This is a genomic window from Tundrisphaera macrotermitis, from assembly GCF_051175315.1.
In the GTDB taxonomy this organism is placed as follows: domain Bacteria; phylum Planctomycetota; class Planctomycetia; order Isosphaerales; family Isosphaeraceae; genus Tundrisphaera.
The window spans coordinates 48,261-67,229 of record NZ_CP195100.1; the positions used below are offsets into that span (position 1 = coordinate 48,261).

16 protein-coding genes are annotated in these 18,969 nt (G+C 70.8%); 11 read left to right on the forward strand and 5 right to left on the reverse strand.

Going from position 1 to position 18,969, the window contains the following annotated elements:
- The first annotated feature begins 269 nt into the window (after positions 1-269).
- From TA3x_RS00190 to TA3x_RS00205, 4 genes are all read left to right on the forward strand, one after another.
- Entirely contained in the window at positions 270-4,127 is a 3,858-nt protein-coding gene (locus TA3x_RS00190) for an SNF2-related protein (protein WP_435018093.1), read from the forward strand.
- A gap of 127 nt (positions 4,128-4,254) precedes the next feature.
- Entirely contained in the window at positions 4,255-4,368 is a 114-nt protein-coding gene (locus TA3x_RS00195) for a type II toxin-antitoxin system Phd/YefM family antitoxin (protein WP_435018094.1), read from the forward strand.
- A gap of 178 nt (positions 4,369-4,546) precedes the next feature.
- The gene (locus TA3x_RS00200) at positions 4,547-5,047 is read left to right on the forward strand and encodes a YcxB family protein (RefSeq protein WP_435018095.1); all 501 of its coding nucleotides are present in this window, start codon (positions 4,547-4,549) and stop codon (positions 5,045-5,047) included.
- A gap of 121 nt (positions 5,048-5,168) precedes the next feature.
- The gene (locus tag TA3x_RS00205; RefSeq protein ID WP_435018096.1) at positions 5,169-5,711 is read left to right on the forward strand and encodes a hypothetical protein; all 543 of its coding nucleotides are present in this window, start codon (positions 5,169-5,171) and stop codon (positions 5,709-5,711) included.
- A gap of 253 nt (positions 5,712-5,964) precedes the next feature.
- Here the strand turns inward: TA3x_RS00205 and TA3x_RS00210 are convergent, their stop codons facing one another.
- Entirely contained in the window at positions 5,965-6,600 is a 636-nt protein-coding gene (locus TA3x_RS00210; RefSeq protein WP_435018097.1) for a hypothetical protein, read from the reverse strand.
- Positions 6,601-6,988: 388 nt separating this feature from the next.
- On the opposite strand from TA3x_RS00210, the gene TA3x_RS00215 reads away from it, so the two are divergent.
- The 6 genes from TA3x_RS00215 (at position 6,989) to TA3x_RS00240 (ending at position 11,438) form a co-directional block, all read left to right on the forward strand.
- On the forward strand, positions 6,989-7,366 hold the full coding sequence (locus TA3x_RS00215) for a hypothetical protein (protein ID WP_435018098.1): 378 nt from the start codon (positions 6,989-6,991) through the stop codon (positions 7,364-7,366).
- Positions 7,367-7,398: 32 nt separating this feature from the next.
- A complete protein-coding gene (locus TA3x_RS00220) occupies positions 7,399-7,833 on the forward strand; it encodes a hypothetical protein (RefSeq protein WP_435018099.1) in 435 nt (144 codons plus the stop codon).
- Entirely contained in the window at positions 7,776-8,138 is a 363-nt protein-coding gene (locus TA3x_RS00225; protein WP_435018100.1) for a hypothetical protein, read from the forward strand. The genes TA3x_RS00220 and TA3x_RS00225 overlap by 58 nt, the downstream gene beginning before the upstream one ends.
- 74 nt (positions 8,139-8,212) lie before the next feature.
- Positions 8,213-9,778: an ArnT family glycosyltransferase gene (locus tag TA3x_RS00230; protein WP_435018101.1), complete on the forward strand. Its 1,566-nt coding sequence runs from the start codon at positions 8,213-8,215 to the stop codon at positions 9,776-9,778.
- A gap of 43 nt (positions 9,779-9,821) precedes the next feature.
- Positions 9,822-10,208: a hypothetical protein gene (locus TA3x_RS00235; RefSeq protein ID WP_435018102.1), complete on the forward strand. Its 387-nt coding sequence runs from the start codon at positions 9,822-9,824 to the stop codon at positions 10,206-10,208.
- A gap of 39 nt (positions 10,209-10,247) precedes the next feature.
- On the forward strand, positions 10,248-11,438 hold the full coding sequence (locus TA3x_RS00240) for a metallophosphoesterase (protein ID WP_435018103.1): 1,191 nt from the start codon (positions 10,248-10,250) through the stop codon (positions 11,436-11,438).
- Here TA3x_RS00240 and TA3x_RS00245 read toward each other — a convergent pair.
- The 4 genes from TA3x_RS00245 to TA3x_RS00260 all read right to left on the reverse strand — a co-directional run bounded on the left by TA3x_RS00245 (position 11,410) and on the right by TA3x_RS00260 (position 18,177).
- Positions 11,410-14,334: a hypothetical protein gene (locus TA3x_RS00245; protein ID WP_435018104.1), complete on the reverse strand. Its 2,925-nt coding sequence runs from the start codon at positions 14,332-14,334 to the stop codon at positions 11,410-11,412. The two genes, TA3x_RS00240 and TA3x_RS00245, sit on opposite strands and share 29 nt — an antisense overlap.
- Positions 14,335-14,592: 258 nt before the next feature.
- Positions 14,593-15,534: an alpha/beta hydrolase gene (locus tag TA3x_RS00250; RefSeq protein ID WP_435018105.1), complete on the reverse strand. Its 942-nt coding sequence runs from the start codon at positions 15,532-15,534 to the stop codon at positions 14,593-14,595.
- Between the two features lie 65 nt (positions 15,535-15,599).
- On the reverse strand, positions 15,600-16,724 hold the full coding sequence (locus tag TA3x_RS00255) for a hypothetical protein (RefSeq protein WP_435018106.1): 1,125 nt from the start codon (positions 16,722-16,724) through the stop codon (positions 15,600-15,602).
- Positions 16,725-16,767: 43 nt separating this feature from the next.
- Complete coding sequence (locus tag TA3x_RS00260) at positions 16,768-18,177, reverse strand: MFS transporter (RefSeq protein ID WP_435018107.1); 1,410 nt, start codon at positions 18,175-18,177, stop codon at positions 16,768-16,770.
- A 219-nt stretch (positions 18,178-18,396) separates the two neighbouring features.
- Between TA3x_RS00260 and TA3x_RS00265 the strand changes: the two genes are divergently transcribed.
- The gene (locus TA3x_RS00265; protein WP_435018108.1) at positions 18,397-18,945 is read left to right on the forward strand and encodes a DUF1294 domain-containing protein; all 549 of its coding nucleotides are present in this window, start codon (positions 18,397-18,399) and stop codon (positions 18,943-18,945) included.
- Positions 18,946-18,969: the final 24 nt, after the last annotated feature.

The window sequence follows — 18,969 nt, forward strand, 5'->3', positions numbered from 1 at the left end:
CCGCGCCATGAGCGGTCCCGCGACGGGCCCGACGACCTGGCGCGCAGGCATCGCGGAAGGGGCGGGGTGACGGCGGAGCGGGCGTCCCGGCCCATCCGCCCCGGCCGGATCTTTCGATTCCCGAATCGTATCGATGGGTGTCAATGCAGAGAGATCGAGAGCGGAAGCGGAATCGCGTCGAGGTTCGCGGGTTGGATCAACCTTCGTCGGCTCATGGTCGTCCCGACCCGCCCACCGGGCGCGGCGGGGGCGGCGAGTCTGCGGGCCGGGTGCCCCGACGAGGTGACATCGGTGAGGACGCCGGGGAATTCGCCCCGGCCGTCGGCTTCGGCCGCCCCGGATGGGAAGTGACGATGGGGATCGCCCAGAAACTGGCCCGACATTTCAGCGACGCCGTGCGTTCCCGCGGCCAGTCGTACTTCGCCAAGAACCGGGTCGTCATCACGACGGCGACGCCGGGCGAGGTCGTCGCCAAGGTGCGCGGGACCGAGAAGTATCGCGTCCGGGTCCGATCCCGGGGCCCGAAGCTGATCGCGACCTGCTCGTGCCCCTACTTCGCGCCCACCGGCGCGCCGTGCAAGCACCTGTGGGCGACGTTCCTGGCCGCCGACGCACGCGGGCTGCTGGCGCCCGAGCCGAACCGGCCGGTCTACCTGATCACCGACCCCCCGCAGCAGCGCCAGGCGGGGCCGCGGCCCCCGGCCCCCGAGTCCAACCTGCCGATCACCGGGATGGGATCCCCCTACGGCCCCGGCCCCGGCCCCTCGCCGGGCAACAACGGGATCGGGCCGGGGCCCGGCGTGCCCCATCGCGGCTACGGGCCCAACTACGCCCCGCCCCGTCCGCCCCACCCGGGCCCCCATGCACGGGGGCCCAACCCCCCGCAGATGCCGCCGCGCGGCCAGATGCCCCGCGGGCCGAACCCCGCCCAGGGGCCGCCCCGGGGGCCCCATCCGGGGAAGGCCCCGCGTGGCCAGGGGGCGGGACAGGCCGCCCGGGGCCAGGGGCCGGGACAGATGCCGCGGGGGCCGGGGCAGGCGCCCCGGGGCCAGGGGCCGGGTCAATCGCCCCGGGGGCCGGGACAGATGCCCCCCAGGGGGGCCAACGGGGAGCGCGAGCGTCCGGGCCGCGGGCCCGGGCCGATGCCGCCGGCGCGGCCGGGGCGGACGCCCAAGGACCGCAGGGGCCGGGAGATCGCGGTCGACGGGCCCAACGGCAACCTCCACCCCCAGCACCTCAAGGCCCAGGCCCGGGAGGCCCGCGCCGCCCGCGCGGCCGCCGTCGCCGCCCAGAAGGCCAAGCGGCTGCTGGCCTACATCATCGACGTCCCGGCCACGCTCGCGGCCAATCAGGTCGTGATCGACCTGGCCCGCCGGGCCCGCCGCCCCAACGGCGACTGGGGTCCGCTCAAGCCGTGGTGGCACACCCCGAACCTGCCCGCCGTCCGCTACGACCAGGAGGATCAGGACCTCCTGGCCGAGCTGGTCGCGGCCCAGGTCGCCTCGGCCAGCGCCACGGCGGTCAACAGCAACGGCCACGGCGAGTCCGCCGGGACGCGCCGGTTCATGATCCAGGCCGAGAAGCAGGCGGCCATCGTCGAGCGGCTGGCGCGATCGGGGCGGCTGCGGCTCCGCCGGACCGACGGCGAGGAGGATCCGCCCCCGGTCCGCTGGGACGACCAGGCCCCGTGGCGGTTCGGCCTCGACCTCCGCTGCGACCCGTCGGGCAAGCGCTGGTCGTGGCGGGGGATGCTCCGCCGCAACCTCGGCCAGGGGGCCGACCGGATCGACCTGACCGAGCCCCTGGCGATCGTGCCCGGCCTGGTGATCCACGGGGTCGGCAAGGTCGCCCGGCTCGAAGAAACGATCTCGTTCCCGTGGGTGATGCGGCTCCGCCACGAGAAGGAGATGGTCTTCCTGGACGTCCCCGACCTGGACGAGAAGCTGGCCCGGCTCCTGGCCGACGCCCGCGTCCCGGTCGGCGAGCTGATCGAGTCCGAGGCGATCAAGTTCCGCGAGGCCGAGGGGACCCCGATCCCCTGCCTGACCCTCCGCACCCCCCGGCAGAACTGGGGCACCGATCGCCTGATCGCCGAACTCGGGTTCGACTATTCGGGCGCCTACGTCACGATCATCACCCCCGGCGACCTCACCGTCCGGAGCGAGCAGGGCCTGGTGATCCGCCGCGCCGTGGCGCTGGAGCAGGCGGCGGGCATCCAGCTTTATGAGCTGGGCTTCCGCGACGCCAAGGACCACCTGCTCGACCCCGGCAGCCTGGAGCTGCCCGCCAAGCGGGTCCCGCAGGTCACCAAGGAGCTGGTCGCCGCCGGCTGGCGGGTCGAGGCCGAAGGGGTCCTGATCCGCGCCGCGGGCGAATTCAAGCTGAACGTGACCACCGGGATCGACTGGTTCGAACTCGGCGGCCACGTCGACTACGGCGGCCAGGACGTCGCCCTGCCCGACCTGCTCGCCGCCGCCCGCCGGGGCGAGACCATGGTCACGCTCGGCGACGGGTCGATGGGGATGCTGCCCGAGGAGTGGCTCCGCAAATACGGGCTGCTCGCCGAGATGGGCTCCTCCGACGAGGGCGGCCCGCTCCGGTTCGGCAAGGCCCAGGCCGGCCTCCTGGATGCCCTGCTCGCGGCGCAGCCGGAGATCAAGGTCGACATCGGCTTCGGCAAGATCCGCAAGGCCCTGCCCCGGTTCGAGGGGGTCCAGCCCAAGGACGCCCCGGCCGGCTTCCGGGGCGAACTCCGCCCCTACCAGCAGGAAGGGCTCGGCTGGCTGGAATACCTCCAGAAGTTCGAGTTCGGCGGCATCCTGGCCGACGACATGGGTTTGGGCAAGACCGTCCAGGTGCTCGCGCTGCTCCAGAGCCGCCGGGCACGGCGGCTGTCCAAGGGGCCGTCGCTGATCGTCGTCCCGCGGTCGCTGGTGTTCAACTGGATCAGCGAGGCGGAGAAGTTCACGCCCCGGCTCCGGGTGCTCGACTATACCGGTCCGAACCGCCACGCCGCCCGCGAGACGTTCTCCGACCACGACCTGATCGTGACGACCTTCGGCACCCTGCGGACCGACATCGTCGACCTCAGCCAGGTCATGTTCGACTACGTGATTTTGGACGAGGCCCAGGCGATCAAGAACGCCGACAGCCAGGCGGCCAAGGCGTCGCGGCTGCTCCAGGGGCGGCACCGGCTGGCCATGAGCGGCACGCCGATCGAGAACCACCTCGGGGAACTCTGGTCGATCTTCGAGTTCCTCAACCCCGGGATGCTGGGCGCCTCGGCGGTGTTCAAGAAGTACGCCTCGGGCGCCTCGGCGGCCGACGAGGGGGCGCGGGCGCTGCTGGCCCGGACGCTCCGCCCGTTCATCCTCCGCCGGACCAAGGCCCAGGTCGTCAAGGACCTGCCCGAGAAGGTCGAGCAGACCCTGTTCTGCGACCTCGAACCGGCCCAGCGGCAGGTCTACGAGGAGTTGAAGGCCCACTACCGCACGGCCCTGCTCCGCAAGGAGACCGCCGAGATCGGCCGTTCCAAGATCGAGGTCCTGGAGGCCCTCCTGCGGCTCCGCCAGGCGGCCTGCCACCCGGGCCTGATCGACCCCGACCGCGCCGGCGACCCCAGCGCCAAGCTCGACATGCTGATGCCGCAGCTGGCCGAGGTGGCCGACGAGGGGCACAAGATCCTGGTGTTCTCGCAGTTCACCAAGTTCCTCGGATTGGTCCGCGACCGGCTCGACGCCGAGGGGATCAAGTACGAGTACCTGGATGGGAAGACCCGCAACCGCGCCGATCGGGTCGAGAAGTTCCAGAACGACCCGACGATCCCGCTGTTCCTGATCAGCCTCAAGGCGGGCGGGCTGGGGCTGAACCTGACCTCGGCCGACTACGTCTACCTGCTCGACCCCTGGTGGAACCCGGCCATCGAGGCCCAGGCCATCGACCGCTCGCACCGGATCGGCCAGACCCAGCAGGTGTTCGCCTATCGCCTGATCGCCCGAGACACGGTCGAGCAAAAAATCCTCGAACTCCAGCAGAAGAAGCGCGACCTCGCCGACGCGATCCTCGACGAGAACCGCAACGTCATCGGCACCCTGACCCGCGACGACCTCGAATTCCTGCTGACCTGAGCCTCGCAGGGTGGTCGCCGCCCGCCGTATCCTATGAGTTCGTGGTGGGAGGTGCCCACCCTGCCTGGCATGCCTATCGATCGACGGGGGCGTCATGGAATCTTCGATCGGATCCCACGATGCAGGGATGAACTTGCCGCAACTCCTGGAGCGAGTGGCCCGGGGTGAGAGGATCACGATCCTCGACCATGGCGTGCCGATGGCCGTCCTGGTCCCCCCCCAGGCCCCACACTCCGGATGAGCCCGCAGGAGGCGGTCCAGGCCATGAATCAGTTTCGGGAGGGGGCCCCGACGCTCGGGCTTGGCCTCACCATCAAAGCGATGATCGAGGAAGGAAGACGTTTCTGACCCTGGTCGCAAGAGGCGAAGGGAGTCATGCTGGCGGTGGCTTCGGCTGGGCTTACTCCATGGGGGACGGGATGCACGAGTGCAAGCTGCGATATTCCGAGCCCTTATTACGCGAGGCCGTGCGAGCCTTCGTCTTCCGAACGATCGTTCGCCAACTCGGCATTTCATTCTTCTTCGTTGCGACATTGATTGCATTGTTCTTTATATATTTGCTCCTTAGCCACGACTGGGATTGGACGGTCGGATTCCTCGGCGCCGGTTTACCGTTCGCTTGTTTGATGTTCATTTCTTTGTATGTTGTTCATGCTCGCAGTACGATCGGTCGGTTCCGCAGGATGCGCTCTCCCGAGGCGACCTTCGCCTACAATGAGGAACAGGTCAGCTTCGCTTCCGAACTCGGAAGCTCAACCCTGCCCTGGTCGAGCATCGCGGAAGTGTGGCGTTTCCCCCGCTTTTGGCTTCTCCTCTTTTCCCGGGCGCAATTCGTGACCCTACCGCTCGACTGCCTCGACGATCAGGCTCAAGCGTTCATCTCCCTCAAAACCAAACAAACCGATAGGATCGTAGGGTGAACAACGCCCATATTATGGTATGATTTTATGGTGGGCAGTGCCCACCCTGCCCGGCTACCTGGGGCGGATGAGAGGTGCCATGACGAGATCGGAATGGTTCGCGACTTCGGATACGCGGGGCATGATCGAAGCATTGTGGCAGGCCCGCGGGACCGAAGGGATGTGGCTCGATTTCGTCGAGGCCCTGTCCGAGTCGCCGGCGTTCCGCGAATTCCATGCGGCATTGTATCGGTATTATTTGCTGTGTTGCCGCGAGATCTGGGATTTGCTCGTGGTGGAGTGGAGCCGACTTGGGGTGGAACTGGCGGAGCAGTATCTGGCCGGGGAGGTCAATCGGGAAGGGCTCGATGAGGCGGATTGGCTCGCGGAAGGCGGGTTCTTCGCGGTCATCCACAACACCGATCCCGACTCGATGGACCGATGGTTGGCCGAGATCCGGGCTATCCCCGAGGGGAAACTCCGGGCCATGCTCCATCCTCCCGAGACGTCCGGGAGGCTCGGCGAGAGAGATTTGCTGGAGTGGGCGGCCCGATTCGCCGGTTGGGCCGTGTGCTTCCCGAAATGCCCGTACAAGAACCTCCCGTCCGAATCTTTCGCCCCCTTCCTCTCCGCCGAGATCCTCCGCGCCGTGTTCGACGATCCATTCGGTAAGCGGCATCAGTAGCGTAGGTTGGGCACCGACCACCGTATCATATGATCTCATGGTGGGAGGTGCCCATCCTGTCCGGTTTTCACGTCAGGGTTCCGGCCCGCGTGGACTGGGCCGGGAGCCGCAGGATGTCGCTCGCCGCTTCGCCGGCCATCGGGCCTCCGAGTCTCGTGGTGGACCGTCCATGGCGGGGCGCAGGCGTGGCGGATCCGGGGATCATGACCTGGGCTCGATCGGCCAAATCCCACGACCCGGCTTCAGCGGCCCTCTATTTCCGGTCATCCTCGACTTTTCGCAACGCCTTGGCATAGAGAGAGTCTTCGCCGAACGGGCCTTCCTGGAAAAGGACACGGATCGGGGAAAGCCTGTTGTTCAGGTATTGACGACCGGCGTCCTCATTCAGGCGCACGGCGTCGAACTCACCGCGCATCGACTCCGCCAGATCGAGGAATCGCTTGATATCCCCCGATCCGGCCAGGCGAATCTTCTCGGACTCGGCGGGCGTGAGTTGGCGAGCCCGTGCCGCCCATCCGATGCGGACGTCGAGCCGGTGGTTCAGCCATTCGCGACGCGACGCCGGGTCCACCTTGGAACCGAAGATCCATCGGTCGTAGCAATCCGGGGCGAGGGCGAGTCGACGTTTCGCCGGCCCGGGCGGGACGTCCACCCGGCGGCGCGCGAAGCCTCCCGCGAGTTCGTCCTCGATGAATTCCCCGACGACCGCCTCATCCGGGGCCGCGTACTCTTCGTAGGTCAAGAGGTTCGCCGGGCGGAATTGGGGAGGCAGGGGTTCGGCCATGACGCGGGCGATGATCTCGGCCCTCCTGGCCCGGTCCGCCTCGGGGTCCGACTTCGGAGCATCGGCGACGCAGAGCAGCATCGCCACGGCCGGCCAGGTCGTCATGGGCGTCTCCTTTGCCCGGCCATGATAACCGCAGTGCCCGGCCTGCATGCGTGAAAATCCGGGAAGAAACCCGCGGGGAAATGGCATCGGCGGTCGCGAGGCCGACCCAACCCCGACGGGCGGCCTTCCCCGCCCCGCTCCGGGGGTTGCTCGACCCGGGGCCGGGGTGAGGTTGGCGGTTCGCCTCGCCAATCCCTCCCCTTCCCGGTACGATCCCCGCCGAGGGCCGGGGAGGGCACGCGCCTGTCGATGGGAGGACCTGGAATGGCCCTTGGATTACCATCGCGACGAGGGGTGATTTGCTATGGGATGAGCATGAGGTGGTATATGTAAATGATGTATTGGCCTTGGGCCCCGGATCATGCCAGGAAACGCAGGGATTTGGACGATGTACAGCGTCATCAGGTTTTCCGGATTCTCAGGCATCGAAGATTTGCATGAGATCGGGGATGAGGTGAATCGCCTGCTACCCGCCCCGTTCGGTGGTCCTGATCGAGTGCTGAACAGATTTTCTTGCAGTCTTTCCAAGGACGATGACTGGGGGACGCAGTGCCGAAGCATCGAAGAAATCATCCCGACGCTGTCTCCGGCCATCAGGAAGTCTGCAGAACTCGGAGTTCGCGTTGAAATCGACGTGGCAATCGAGCCCGAAGATCACTCGGGTCGCTTTTTGGCAGACTTCCCATTGGGGCAAAGTTTCCTGAAAATCCTCGTTGAGGCCAATGTCGCGTTCCGCTTCTCGCTCTACGGCGTCGGGCCACATTGACCCTGGCACCTGGGTTTAGCGGAGGTCATCGTATGCCGGTGCATGACTGGACTCGCGTCGATGCCGAGCTGTTCCACTCGTTCCACCAGAGGTGGATCGCGGCCCTGTGCGATGCCTTGAACGACGGGGGGCTGCCCCCCGACTATTTCGCCCTGGCCGAGCAGGCGATCCGGGGGCCGATCCCCGATGTTCTGGCCCTGGGGCTGGGCGGGCGCGAGGGGGGGCCCGGCCCGGCGGAGGGGCCGGCGGTCGCCGTGGCCGAGGTGCCGCCTCGGGCCCGCGTGGTGCGGGTCGCCGAGTTGGGCTTGTACGCGCAGAAGGCGAATCGGGTTACCGTGCGGCACCGCCACGGTCAGGTCGTGGCGTTCATCGAGATCGTCTCGCCGGGGAACAAGGGGGCGGCCAGCAGGTGCGGGCGTTCGTCGCCAAGGTGTCCGACCTGGTCCGGCAGGGTGTCCACGCCCTGATCGTCGACCTGTTCCCGCCGACCGCGCGCGATCCGGACGGGCTGGCCCGGGCGATCTGGGACGAGTTTCAGGAGGAAGAATTCGAGGCGACCCCGGATCAACCCCTGACGCTGGCCTCTTATGCGGCGGGGCCGGCGGTGACGGCTTACATCGAACCGATTGCGGTGGGCGACACGCTGCCCGACATGCCGCTGTTCCTGACCCCCTCGGTCTACGTCCCGGTCCACCTCGAAGCGACCTACCAAACCTCGTGGGCGGCCTTCCCCGCCCCGCTCCGGGGGCTGCTCGACCCGGGGCCGGGGTGAGGTTGGCGGTTCGCCTCGCCAATCCCTCCCCTTCCCGGTACGATCCCCGCCGAGGGCCGGGGAGGGCCCGCGCCATGAAAGGGACGACGTTGGGACGGGCGAGGATCGCCGCGATCGCCGGGCTGGCGGCGCTGACGCTGGGCGTCGGGCTGGGCGGGTCGGGGCGTTTGACGTACCACGAGGCGTTCGTGGCCCAGGCGGCGCGTGAGATGGTCCGGGGGGGCGGGTTGGGGCTGGTGCCGACCATCGACGGGCGGCCGTGGCTCGAAAAGCCGCCGCTATCGACCTGGATGGCCGCCGGGATCGGGTGGGCGGTCGGCGACGTGACCGAGGCCGCCGCGCGGCTGCCGTCGGCGCTGGCCGCGGCGTTGATGGCGGTGGGCATCGCCGTGTTCGCGGCCCGGAGGTTCGGGGCCGACGCGGGACTGCTGGCCGGCGCGGTCCAGGCGACGACGGGATGGACGGTATTGAGGGGAAGGCTGGCCGAGGCCGACATCGTCCTGGCCTGCCTGATCGTCTGGGTGATGGTCGCGTTCGACCGGGTCCGCGAGCCCGGGTCGGGCCGGCGGTGGCTGTGGGCGTTCTTCGCGCTCCTGGGGATGACCTCGCTGGCCAAGGGGCTGGGGTTCGGGGCGGTGCTGGCGGGGTCGGCGGCGGTGGCGGTCCTGCTCTGGGACCGGGATCGGGCCACGGCGAGGCGGCTGGTCGACCCCCTGGGTTGGCTGCTGGCGGCGGTGCTGGCGCTGGCGTGGCCGGTCGCGGTGGTGGTGCGGCACCCCGAGGCGTGGTCGCTCTGGACGCTCCACGTGTCCGACCGGATGGCGGCGCGGCCGGAGCACTTCATCGGCGGGCCGTGGTGGATGTACGGGCCGTCGGTGCTCGGGCAGGTGTTGCCGTGGACCCCGCTGGGCCTGTGGGGCGCGTGGGCGTCGTTCCGGAGGGCCCGCGTCACGCCCGGGGGCGGGGATCGCCTGCTCTGGGCGTGGGCCCTGGTGCCGGTGCTGGTGCTGTCGGCGGCCACGGTCAAGAATGGCCACTACGCCATCTATGCCCTGCCCCCGTGGTCGGTGTGGACGGCCCTGGCGCTGGTGCGGGTCGGGGAACGGCTCGGCCGCCGGGGCTGGAGCGGGGACCGGGTGCGGCGGGCGGCCGTGGCGGGGTTCGCCCTGCTGGGGCTGGGCTGCGGAGTCGGACACCTGGCCCTGGGGCCGAAGTACGACCGGAGGGGCGTCGAGTGGGGGTTTTATGCGACCCTGGGCGGGGCCGTCGACGGGCCCGGGCCGGTGGCGTTTTTGTACGAGGACTGGGACCGCAAGCCGTACCCGACCCCGTTCGGCCCGGTCCCGCACGACTGGGCCGTGCGGCTCTACTACCTGGATCGGCCCGCGACCTGGAGGCAGGGGGCGGACGACCTGGCCGCGCGGCCGCCGACCCCGGGGCGGTTCGACGTGGTGGCCCGGGACCGCGACCGCCCCGCCCTGCTCCGCCTGGGATCGGTCGAGGCCCTGGCCCGGGGGCCGCGCACCCGGTTCGATCGCGAGTTCGTCCTGTTCCGGGTCACCCCGCGCGGGGCGGACGGGGCCCGATCCGCCTCGAATCGGCGGGCCGCACCGATCGACGGCGGCGAGAGGTCGCTATGATGGCGCCGTGATGATCCGGGCCCGGCAACATGGAGGCATGGCGATGGCGGAGCTGATGCTGTTCAGCGAGACCGGGATGTTCCACTCGGGGGTCCGATGCACCTGGGGGAGCGTCGTGGAATGGTACGGCTTCCTGCCCGAGCGGCATCGGTCGCCGGCCGGCCGGGGGAAGGTCGACCGCTCCGACCGCTCGGCCCTGATCAACCATTCGGCCCGGTTCCGGATCGATGACCTGGTCCTGAGGAAGGCGGTTGACGCCACGGCGGCCGATTATGCGACCAAAACCTATGTCGTCACCGTCGTCGACTGCGTGAGCTTCACCGCCGACGTCGCGCGGAAGGCCGGGTTGAAGGTGCCTTTGGTCAACTTCACGCCCTACGGGTTCCTCAAGACGGTCGAGTCGCTGAACCCGTCGGCCGTGATTCGCTGAGGTCCGGGGCCGCTCGCGGCGTCCGGCCGGGATAGAGGGGTGGGCGTGTTCGAGGACATTCCATTCGGGGCCGTGATCGCCGGGTCGACGGCCATCGACGCGGCGGTCGCCGGCCTGGCGCTGTTCGGCGGCCGGGGCCGGCCCGCGATCGGGGCCGCGCGGGTCGGGCTGGCCTTCGCGGCAACCTCGGCCGCGTTCCTGCTCAAGCTGATCGTGCTGGGCCGGCTCGGGGTCCACCTGTTCGGGATGATGCACCTGGTCTACGTCGACCTGGTGGTGCTGGTGCCCGCGATCGGGGCCGCGCTGCTGCTGGCGTCGTGGCCGGTGCGCGGCGAGCCCTGGCGGCGGGTCTCCGGGCCGGTGCGGGCGGCGGCGGCGGCCTCGCTGGGGCTGGCGTTCGTGGGCGTGTTCGCCAGCTGGATCGAGCCCTACCGGCTGCAACTGGAGACGGCCCGGCTGGCGATCCCCGGCCGCGATGGGTCGGAGGCCGTGCGGGTCGGGGTGCTGACCGACCTCCAGACCGACCGCGTGGGCGAGCACGAGCGCCGGGCCGTGGACCTCCTGATGGCGCAGAAGCCCGACGTGATCCTGATCCCCGGCGACGTCTTCCAGGGGAGCCACCAGGAGTTCGAGGCGAACCGGGAGGCCCTGGCGGCGCTGCTCGCCCGGCTGTCGGCCCCGGGGGGCGTCTACCTGGTCCTCGGCGACGTGGACGGGCCCGGCGACCGGATCCTCTCGATCCTGGACGCGACCTCGATCCGCCTGCTGGTCGACGAGGTGGCGCGGACGACGGTCAACGGCCGGCGGCTGGCGATCGGCGGCGTGGAGCTGGACTACGCCGGCCCGGCGGCGCAAAGGCTGGTCGAGCGGCTGGAGGAAGGGGGCGACGACGGCGAGACCCGGATCCTGCTGGCCCACCGGCCCGACGTGGCGCTGGGCCTGCGGCCAAATTCGCGGGTCGACCTGGTGGTGGCGGGCCACACCCACGGCGGGCAGGTGGTGGTGCCGGGCTACGGGCCCCCGGTCGTGCTGTCGGGCGTCCCCCGGGAGGTGGCGGCCGGCGGCCTGCACCGGATCGCGGGGGTGCCGATCTACGTGAGCCGGGGGGTCGGCCACGAGCGCGGCCAGGCCCCCCGGATCCGATTTCTCTGCCCGCCCGAGGTCTCGGTGATCGAGCTGGGGGGCGGGCCGCCCGCCGAGGTCAGGAACTCTGGATCAGGCGGCGGGTGAACGACAGGTCGAGGGCGACGTCCCTGGACAGGACCTTGGGCGTCGCGGGGGTCGCGGGGGCCGGGGCCTTCTTGACCTTGCGGGCCGGGATCGGGATGACCTGGTCGAGCTGGAACCGGCGCGGGCGGGAGATCGTGCCCCGGCCGATGGTCGCCTGGAAGATGCCGTCGGGCAGGCCGTTGAGGTCGCCGTCCAGGACGTTGCCCGAGGGGTCGACCAGGCCCGACGCCCCGACGCCGTTGGCGGTGAGCGCGTAGAACCGGCCCAGGGGCAGCGGCCTGGCGAACGTGAGCGTGACGGTGCGGCGCCTCGCGTCGTAGCGGGCCGAGGCGATCGCGACCGGGGCGCCCCTGGCGACGCCGTCGGCGTTGGAGGGGCGGACCTGGTAGTTGTTCAGGGCCTCGACCTGATCCGGGTTCATCGCCTCGCTGAAGGTGAGGACGACGCCGGTGACCGCGGTGCGCGTCGCGATCAGGCGCTGGGCCAGGATCGTGGGCGGGGTGACCTCGGAGACGACCGTGGAGGTGGTGGTGACGACGTTGTCGGCCGGGTTGAAGTCGGGCTGGTCGGCCCGGATGGTGGCGGTGTTGGAGATGACGCCGATCACCGACGGGATCACGACGATGGTGACCTGCGCCGACTGGCCGGCGATGATCGTGCCCAGGTTGGCGGTCACGATGCCGCCCGAGGCGGTGGCCGTCCCCTGGCTGCTGGTGGCCGAGACGAACGTGACGCCCGGGTCGAGCTCGTCGATCAGGGTCGTGGCGGTGGAGTCGCCGGGGCCGGGGTTGCGGACGTTGAAGGTGTAGGTCAGCGGCCGGCCCTGCTGGGGCGGGTTGGGGAGGGCGACGGCCGAGACGGACAGGTCGGCGAACGCGACGCTCACCAGCTGCTCCAGCGTGCTGGTGTTGTTCAGGGCGTTCTGGTCGGCCTGGGCGCCGACGACCACGGCCTTGTTGGTGAAGCGGCCGGGGATGGTCGGGCGGACGGTGATCTGGACGACCGCGTTGCCGCCCCTCTGGAGGTCGCCGAGGTTCGCCGTCAGGATGCCGTCGGCCACCGAGAAGGTCCCCTGGCTGACGCTGGCCGAGACGAACGCCGCTCCCTCGGGGAGGGTGTCGATCAGGGTCACGCCGCCGGCCACGGGGTTCGGGCCGTTGTTGCCGACGACCACCGTGTAGAGCTGATCTTCGCCGACGTTCAGCGGCGCGGTGGCCGCGAAGCTGTACACGACCAGGTCGGCCGGGGTGGGCGGGTTGACCGTCGTGGTGGCCGTGGCGGTGTTGTTGCCCGCCTCGGGATCGGCCTGGTCGGCCCGGACGGTGGCCGTCGTGGTGATCGTCCCCTCGGCGGTCGGGCGGACGGTGATCCGCACCGTGGCGAACTCGCCGGTCCGGAGTTCGCCCAGGCCGGCGGTCAGGACGCCGTCGGCCACCGCGAACGTCCCCTGGCTGGTGGTGGCCGAGAGGAACGTCGCCCCGGCGGGCAGGGCGTCCGTCAGCGTCACGCCGGTGGCCCGGGTCGGGCCGTTGTTGACGACCGTCACGGTGTAGGCGAGGTCGCCCCGGACCAGGACCGGGTCGGGGAAGTCGAAGATCGAGACGGACAGGTTGGCCTGGGCGGTGGGGGTCACCGACCGGGCCAGCGAGAATTCCGACGTGTTGCCGTCCCCGTCGGTCGCCGTCGCGGTGATCAGCTGGCCGGGCGGCACGGCGACCGGCAGCGTCGGGGCGAAGTCCGCGTTGCCGTCGGCGTTGGCCGTCGCCTGGGCCGAGCCGAGGTAGCGCCGGCCCTGGCCGTAGCCGGAGCGGCCCGCCGTGTCGTTGCCGTAGAAGTCGATGGTGAACGTGGCGTTGGGCGTGCTGACCAGCCGGCCCTCGACGGTCGTGCCGGCCCCCCCGGCCGACGGGAACGCCGCGTTCACCGACGGGAACGCCTGGAGCCGGTTCGGGCCGAAGCCGGTGCCGAACGAGTCCGGGCTCGTCACCCCGTTGCCGCCCAGGTCGATGCCCAGGGCATCGTTGGCGAAGATGCTGTTGCCCCGGATCGGGTTGGACGTCCGGTTGCTCTGGAAGCTGAAGCTGCCGATCTGGACGCCGTTGAACCCGTTGTTGGCGATGATATTCGCCTGTCCGGGAGCGACACCGCCGACCTGGACGCCCGACGCCTCCACCAGGACGCCGTTCCCGGAGTTGGGCAGGACGAGCGTGCCGGCCGGATCGGTCCCGATCCGGTTGCCCAGGATCGCGATCCCGGTCGGCTGCCCGCTCGAATTGGCGACGAAGATCCCGTCCCCGGCGTTGCCCGAGATGGTGTTGCCGTCCCGGGCCGCCGGGCCGCCGATGGCCAGGGCCCTGGATTCGAGGGTGCGGATGCCGCCCGTGCGGTTGCCCAGGGCGAGGGTGCCGGACGGGTCGGTGCCGATCGCATTGCCCGCGATCGTGCCGCCGATCGCGTTCTGGATGTCGATGCCGTAGCCGTTGAACCGATTGATCGCCAGCCCGCGCACCGTGGTGTTCGGGGCGGCCACGGTCAGCCCGGTTCGGATGGTCGGTGAGGCGTCCAGGCTGCCGTTGATCTCGATGACCGGGGTGCCGGCGTAGCCCGGCTGGGTGGTCGCGTCCAGGACGGTCGGGTCGGAGATCGTGGGCAGGTCGGTCAGGGGGGCGATCGAGTGGGGGCCGGCGCCCGGGATGGCGAAGCTGATGGTGTCCTGGCCCGGGGACGCGTTGGAATCCAGGATGGCCTGGCGGAGCGAGCCCGCCCCGGCGTCGCCGGTGACGGTGACGGAGAAGGTGGCCATCAGTTGCCGGGCCTCGACCTGCTCGACGTGGAGCGGGCGGGGGCGCGGGCGGCCACCGGGGCGGGTCCGGCTCGCGGGACGATCGTGGGGCATGGGCGGGGATCTCCGTGCGGGCCCTCATGGGCCGAGGGGGGAAATCCTGGGGGCCGCGAGGGGAGCGCGGCCCGGCTTCGGGGCCCCCCGTCCTGCCGTCCGGGGCCCGGGCCGGGGGATTGCCCGCGGGGACGACCTCGTCCCCCGGCCGGCCCGGACCCGCCACGCCCCGGGCGCGGGGGCCCGTCACGAATGGATTCGGATCGCGGGTCGCGGGGATCGAGGGGAAATTCGCGAATGCGAATCATGTCCGAATCATTATGAGCGAGGCGCGGCCTGCGGCGACCCTGCCGGCGACTCCGCGAACCGGCGCAGGGCGTCCAGGACGGCATCCCCGCCGACCCAGAAGAAGTCGTTGTGGTCGGCGGCGTCCACGGCGATGCGGGCGACCGGGGTCCGGGCCGCGGCGGCGAGCCGGTCCGACATCTCATAGGGGATGATCTGATCGCGGCGGCCGTGGCCGATCAGCACCGGGCAGCCGACCTCGGCGATCCGCGCGAGGTTGTCGAACCGGTGGCGGAGCAGGAGCGACGCGGGCAGGATCGGGAACATGCGGCGGGCCATGTCGGCCATCCGGGTGAAGGCGGAGAACGTCGCCACCCCGGCGACCCGGTGGCGGGCGGCCAGGTCCAGGGCCACCGCCCCGCCCAAGGACCACCCGGCCGCGATGATCCGGGCCCGGTCCACGTCGGGCCGGGCGGCGAGGTGGGCGAAGGCCGCGTCGGCGGCCTCGCGGCAGCCGATTTCGCCCGGCTTGCCCGAACTCATCCCGTAGCCGACATAGTCCGGGATCAGGACGTTGGCCCCGAGGCGGCGGAAGTCCTCGAACAGGTCGGTCGCGGCGGCCAGGCACATGGCGTTGCCGTAGAAGAACAGGATCGTCGGGCGGGTCGCGGCGTCGTCCCGGGGCCGGCCGTCGTCCGTCAATGCCGGGCCGAACAGGGCGACGACCCGGTCGCCCCGCGCCGTCGTCAGCGTGACCAACTCCGTCCCGGGCCGGGGCTCGACGATCGCGTCGGCCCGGCCCCGGGTCTCGGCCCCCGGGAAGATCATCCGTTCCTGGAAGGCGAACAGCACGGCGGCCACTCCCAGATAGGCCACGACGGCCACGCGTAACAGCAGGGCCGCCGGTCGGCGCCAACGGGCCTTGCGTCGGGGGGGCGCGGCCGGCGCCGGGGCGGGATCGGGGGGATGGTCCATCGGTCGCCCTCTCGCGTCCGGTCGCCGGGTCGGGGGCCTCGAACGTCGGGCCGCCCCCCATCATCTTAGCGGGCGTCGGCCCCGATGGCCCGCTCGCAACGGGCAATCGTGTCGTCGTAGCCCAGGGCCCGGAGCCTCGGCAGGGCGGCCCGGAAGTGGCGCCGGGCCGCCTCGATGTCGCCGCAGCCGGCGTGGGCCAGGGCCAGGTCGGAATGGATGAGGTCGAGCACGAGGGGGATCAGCGCCGACGCGTGCCGGAATGCGTGGAGCTTCCGCGAGGCTTCTTCCAGGAGCGGGATGGCCTCGCGGGGCCGGCCTTCTTCGAGCCGGATCAGCCCCTCGATGCGGGCGGCGAACGGCTGGGCGAGGTCGCTGATGGCGTGCCTCCGCGCCTGCGCCAGGAGTTCCGAGGCGCGGCGGGGGTCGTGGATGTGCCAGGCGTATGCCTGCGCCGCGTCGAGCAGGACGGTGGCGTTGTCGGGGGCCAACTCCACGGAACGGTCGGTCGCGGCCTTGGCCGCCTCGGGGAGGTGGGCGGGGCGGTAGATCTCGGGCATCCGCGACAGGAACATCCACTCCGGCATCGCCGCGCCGTCGCCGAACGGCAGGATCACCGCCATCGCCTCGTCGACCCGGCCCAGCCCGACCAGCGCCCGGGCCTTGCGGAAGGCCAGTTCCTCGGCGGGGACCGGCCCCTGAAGGCCGTCGACCCTGCCGAGGACTTCCTCCCAACGCCCCCACGATGCCGCCTCGATCAGGTCGTTGTACCGCCCGGCCGCCCCCCGGAAGAGTTGGGAGGCCAGGGCAAAGGCGGCGGGGAACAGGAGCAGGCCGACCAGGATCCAGTCGAACCAGCCCCAGGGGATCTCCTTGGTGCGCCGGAGGAGCAGCAGCCCGGCCTCGGCCAGGTAGAGCACCCACGACCTGCGGTAGAGCGAGCCGGCGACGATCAGGAAGCCGGCAAGGCGGGGGGGCAGGTCGCGGAACTTCATGAAATCGCGCGGGGAGATCACCTCTTCCACGGCGCTTTGCCGGGTGTAGCGGGCGCCCACGTCGTCGGTGTGGAGGACGATCTCCGACAGGCCATCCTCGCCGGCGATCCGCACGGCCTCGTCGGCCGAGTCGGCGTCGATCCGGACCGTCATCTTCTTCCCGCCGGGGTCGCGCCCGGTTAGTAGGTATTCCGCCATCGTGGGGATTCCGGGCCGGGCCTGTGGGGGAAATCGACGCGAATCAGGCCAGGGCCTCGGCCAGGGAATCGTCCCGATCGGCCGGACCGGGCTCGGCCCGCTTGCCGAGTCCGAGGAGGAGGAAGATGGTCCCCGAGATCAGGATGGCCCCGGCGAGGATGCCGAGGCCCATCTGGTACGACCCGGTCCGCTTCTCCAATTCCCCCATCATCGACGGGCCGACGAATCCGCCCAGGTTGCCGACCGAGTTGATCAGCCCGATGCTGCCGGCCGCCGCCGCCTGGCTCAGGAACAGGTAGGGCATCGTCCAGAAGGCGGGCAGATACGCCTTCAGCCCGGTCAACGCCAGGATGAACAGCGTGAGCGTCAGCCACAGGGGCGGCAGCTGGACGAAGGCCATCACCCCGAGCGCCGCCGCCGCCAGGTAGATCGGCAGGACGACGTGCATCCGCCGCTCGCCCACCCGGTCCGAGTTCCAGCCGACGAACAACTGGCCCACCAGCGACCCGAGCGGCGGGAAGATCACCAGGAACGTGACCTGGTCGTCGGTCAGGTGATGCACCGCCTTGAGGATCCGGGGCATGAAGAATTCGATGCCGTAGTTGCCCATCACGGCGAGCAGGTAGGCGACGGTCAGGATCTGGACCTTGGGATGCTTGAGGGATTCGCGGAACGAGGTGTGCACGCTCCCGTCCCGCGCCTTCAGCTCCTTCTCCCGGGCCAGTTCCTCCTCCAACGCCTCGCGCTCGTCGGCGGCGAGCCAGCGGGCTTGCCGGGGCCGGTCGGTGAGCAACGCCAGGACGACGAACCCGAGGATGACCGCCGGGATCGCCCAGAAGATGTACACCCATTGCCAGCCCACCAGGCCCATCAACGTGTCGTGGTGGATCTCCACGCCGTCGACGACCTCGGTCGTGCCGATCTTGAGGAGGTGCTTGGACAGGGGCGGGCTGCCCGCCTGCGCCAGCGGGGCCGCGATGAAGAAGTAGGCCAGGGCCCGCGCCCGGTCTCGGGTCGGGAACCAGTGCGTCAGGTAGACGATCACCCCGGGGTAGAACCCCGCCTCGGCCAGCCCCAGCAGGAACCGGACGACGTAGAAGTGCCAGGGCTCCCGGACGAACGCCGTCAGGCCCGCCATCAGCCCCCAGGTGATCATGATCCGGCTGATCCAGAGCCGCGCGCTCCAGCGCTCGACGATCAGCGACCCGGGGACTTCCAGCAGGAAATAGCCGAGGAAGAAGATGCCCGAGCCCCAGCCGATCACCCGGCTGTCGAAGGCCGGGAGCTGGTCGGCCATCCGCAGGGTGGCGATCGCCACGTTGGTGCGGTCGACATAGGCCACGGCATAGCAGATGAACAGGAGGGGGATCAGGCGCCAGTAGGCCTTCATCCGGGCGCGGTCGAGCGGGGACCGGGCGTTGGGCGTCGAGGGCGCGGAATCGGGGCTGGCCATAAGGTCTTGGCTCGCGGCGAGGGTCGCATCCGGTCGGTCTGGTACGAGTCGGGAGGACCGAAACTACCGCGCCGCCGGGCCCTCCGCAAACCTCCACCGCCTCGGTGCGGCGATTCGACGCCGGGCCGGCTCGCCACCGGGGGGCGTCGTCGCTACGATGGTCGCTCCCCCGCGAGTCCGGGGCCCCCCGACGATCGCCGACGACGAGGCCGAGACGCCATGATTTGCCCGGGCACCGTGGTCAGCTTCGACGCCGAACGCGGGTTCGGGTTCATCCGATCCGCGTCCTACCGCGAGGACGTGTTCGTCCACATCACGGCGGTCGACGGCCGCGTGCCGCTGCGGAGCGGGCAGAAGGTCCGGTTCACGGCCGAGCCCGCCGAGCGGGGCCCCCGCGCCGTGCGGGTCACGCCGGGGCGGCCCGGGCTGTCGCCCGCCCTGTCGGCCGCCGCGATCCTGGCCGCCGGGCTGATCGGGGCGACGCTGGCCCTGCACCGGCTGGGGCTGGCCTGGGTCGGGGCGTGGCTCGGCGGCATCTCCGCCGCGACTTGGGCCGTCTACGCCTGGGACAAGCGCCAGGCGTCGCTGGGCAACCGCCGCGTGCCCGAGGCCGTCCTGCTCAACCTGGCCCTGATCGGCGGTTCGCCGGCCGCCCTGGTCGCGATGATGACGCTCCGCCACAAGACCCGCAAACGATCGTTCCAGATCGCCTTCGCCGCCGTGGTCCTGATCCAGGCGGTCGCCCTGGTGGCCTGGTGGCGGCGCTGACCGCGGGCCTCTCGCCGAGGGATC

Coding starts and splice junctions, on each gene's coding strand:
- TA3x_RS00265 (WP_435018108.1), top strand. CDS start 18,397: ATGATTTGCCCGGGCACCGTGGTCAGCTTCGACGCCGAACGCGGGTTC.
- TA3x_RS00235 (WP_435018102.1), top strand. CDS start 9,822: ATGGCGGAGCTGATGCTGTTCAGCGAGACCGGGATGTTCCACTCGGGG.
- TA3x_RS00215 (WP_435018098.1), top strand. CDS start 6,989: ATGTACAGCGTCATCAGGTTTTCCGGATTCTCAGGCATCGAAGATTTG.
- TA3x_RS00245 (WP_435018104.1), bottom strand. CDS start 14,334: ATGCCCCACGATCGTCCCGCGAGCCGGACCCGCCCCGGTGGCCGCCCG.
- TA3x_RS00255 (WP_435018106.1), bottom strand. CDS start 16,724: ATGGCGGAATACCTACTAACCGGGCGCGACCCCGGCGGGAAGAAGATG.
- TA3x_RS00220 (WP_435018099.1), top strand. CDS start 7,399: ATGCCGGTGCATGACTGGACTCGCGTCGATGCCGAGCTGTTCCACTCG.
- TA3x_RS00250 (WP_435018105.1), bottom strand. CDS start 15,534: ATGGACCATCCCCCCGATCCCGCCCCGGCGCCGGCCGCGCCCCCCCGA.
- TA3x_RS00260 (WP_435018107.1), bottom strand. CDS start 18,177: ATGGCCAGCCCCGATTCCGCGCCCTCGACGCCCAACGCCCGGTCCCCG.
- TA3x_RS00205 (WP_435018096.1), top strand. CDS start 5,169: ATGATCGAAGCATTGTGGCAGGCCCGCGGGACCGAAGGGATGTGGCTC.
- TA3x_RS00200 (WP_435018095.1), top strand. CDS start 4,547: ATGCACGAGTGCAAGCTGCGATATTCCGAGCCCTTATTACGCGAGGCC.
- TA3x_RS00210 (WP_435018097.1), bottom strand. CDS start 6,600: ATGACGACCTGGCCGGCCGTGGCGATGCTGCTCTGCGTCGCCGATGCT.
- TA3x_RS00195 (WP_435018094.1), top strand. CDS start 4,255: ATGAACTTGCCGCAACTCCTGGAGCGAGTGGCCCGGGGTGAGAGGATC.
- TA3x_RS00230 (WP_435018101.1), top strand. CDS start 8,213: ATGAAAGGGACGACGTTGGGACGGGCGAGGATCGCCGCGATCGCCGGG.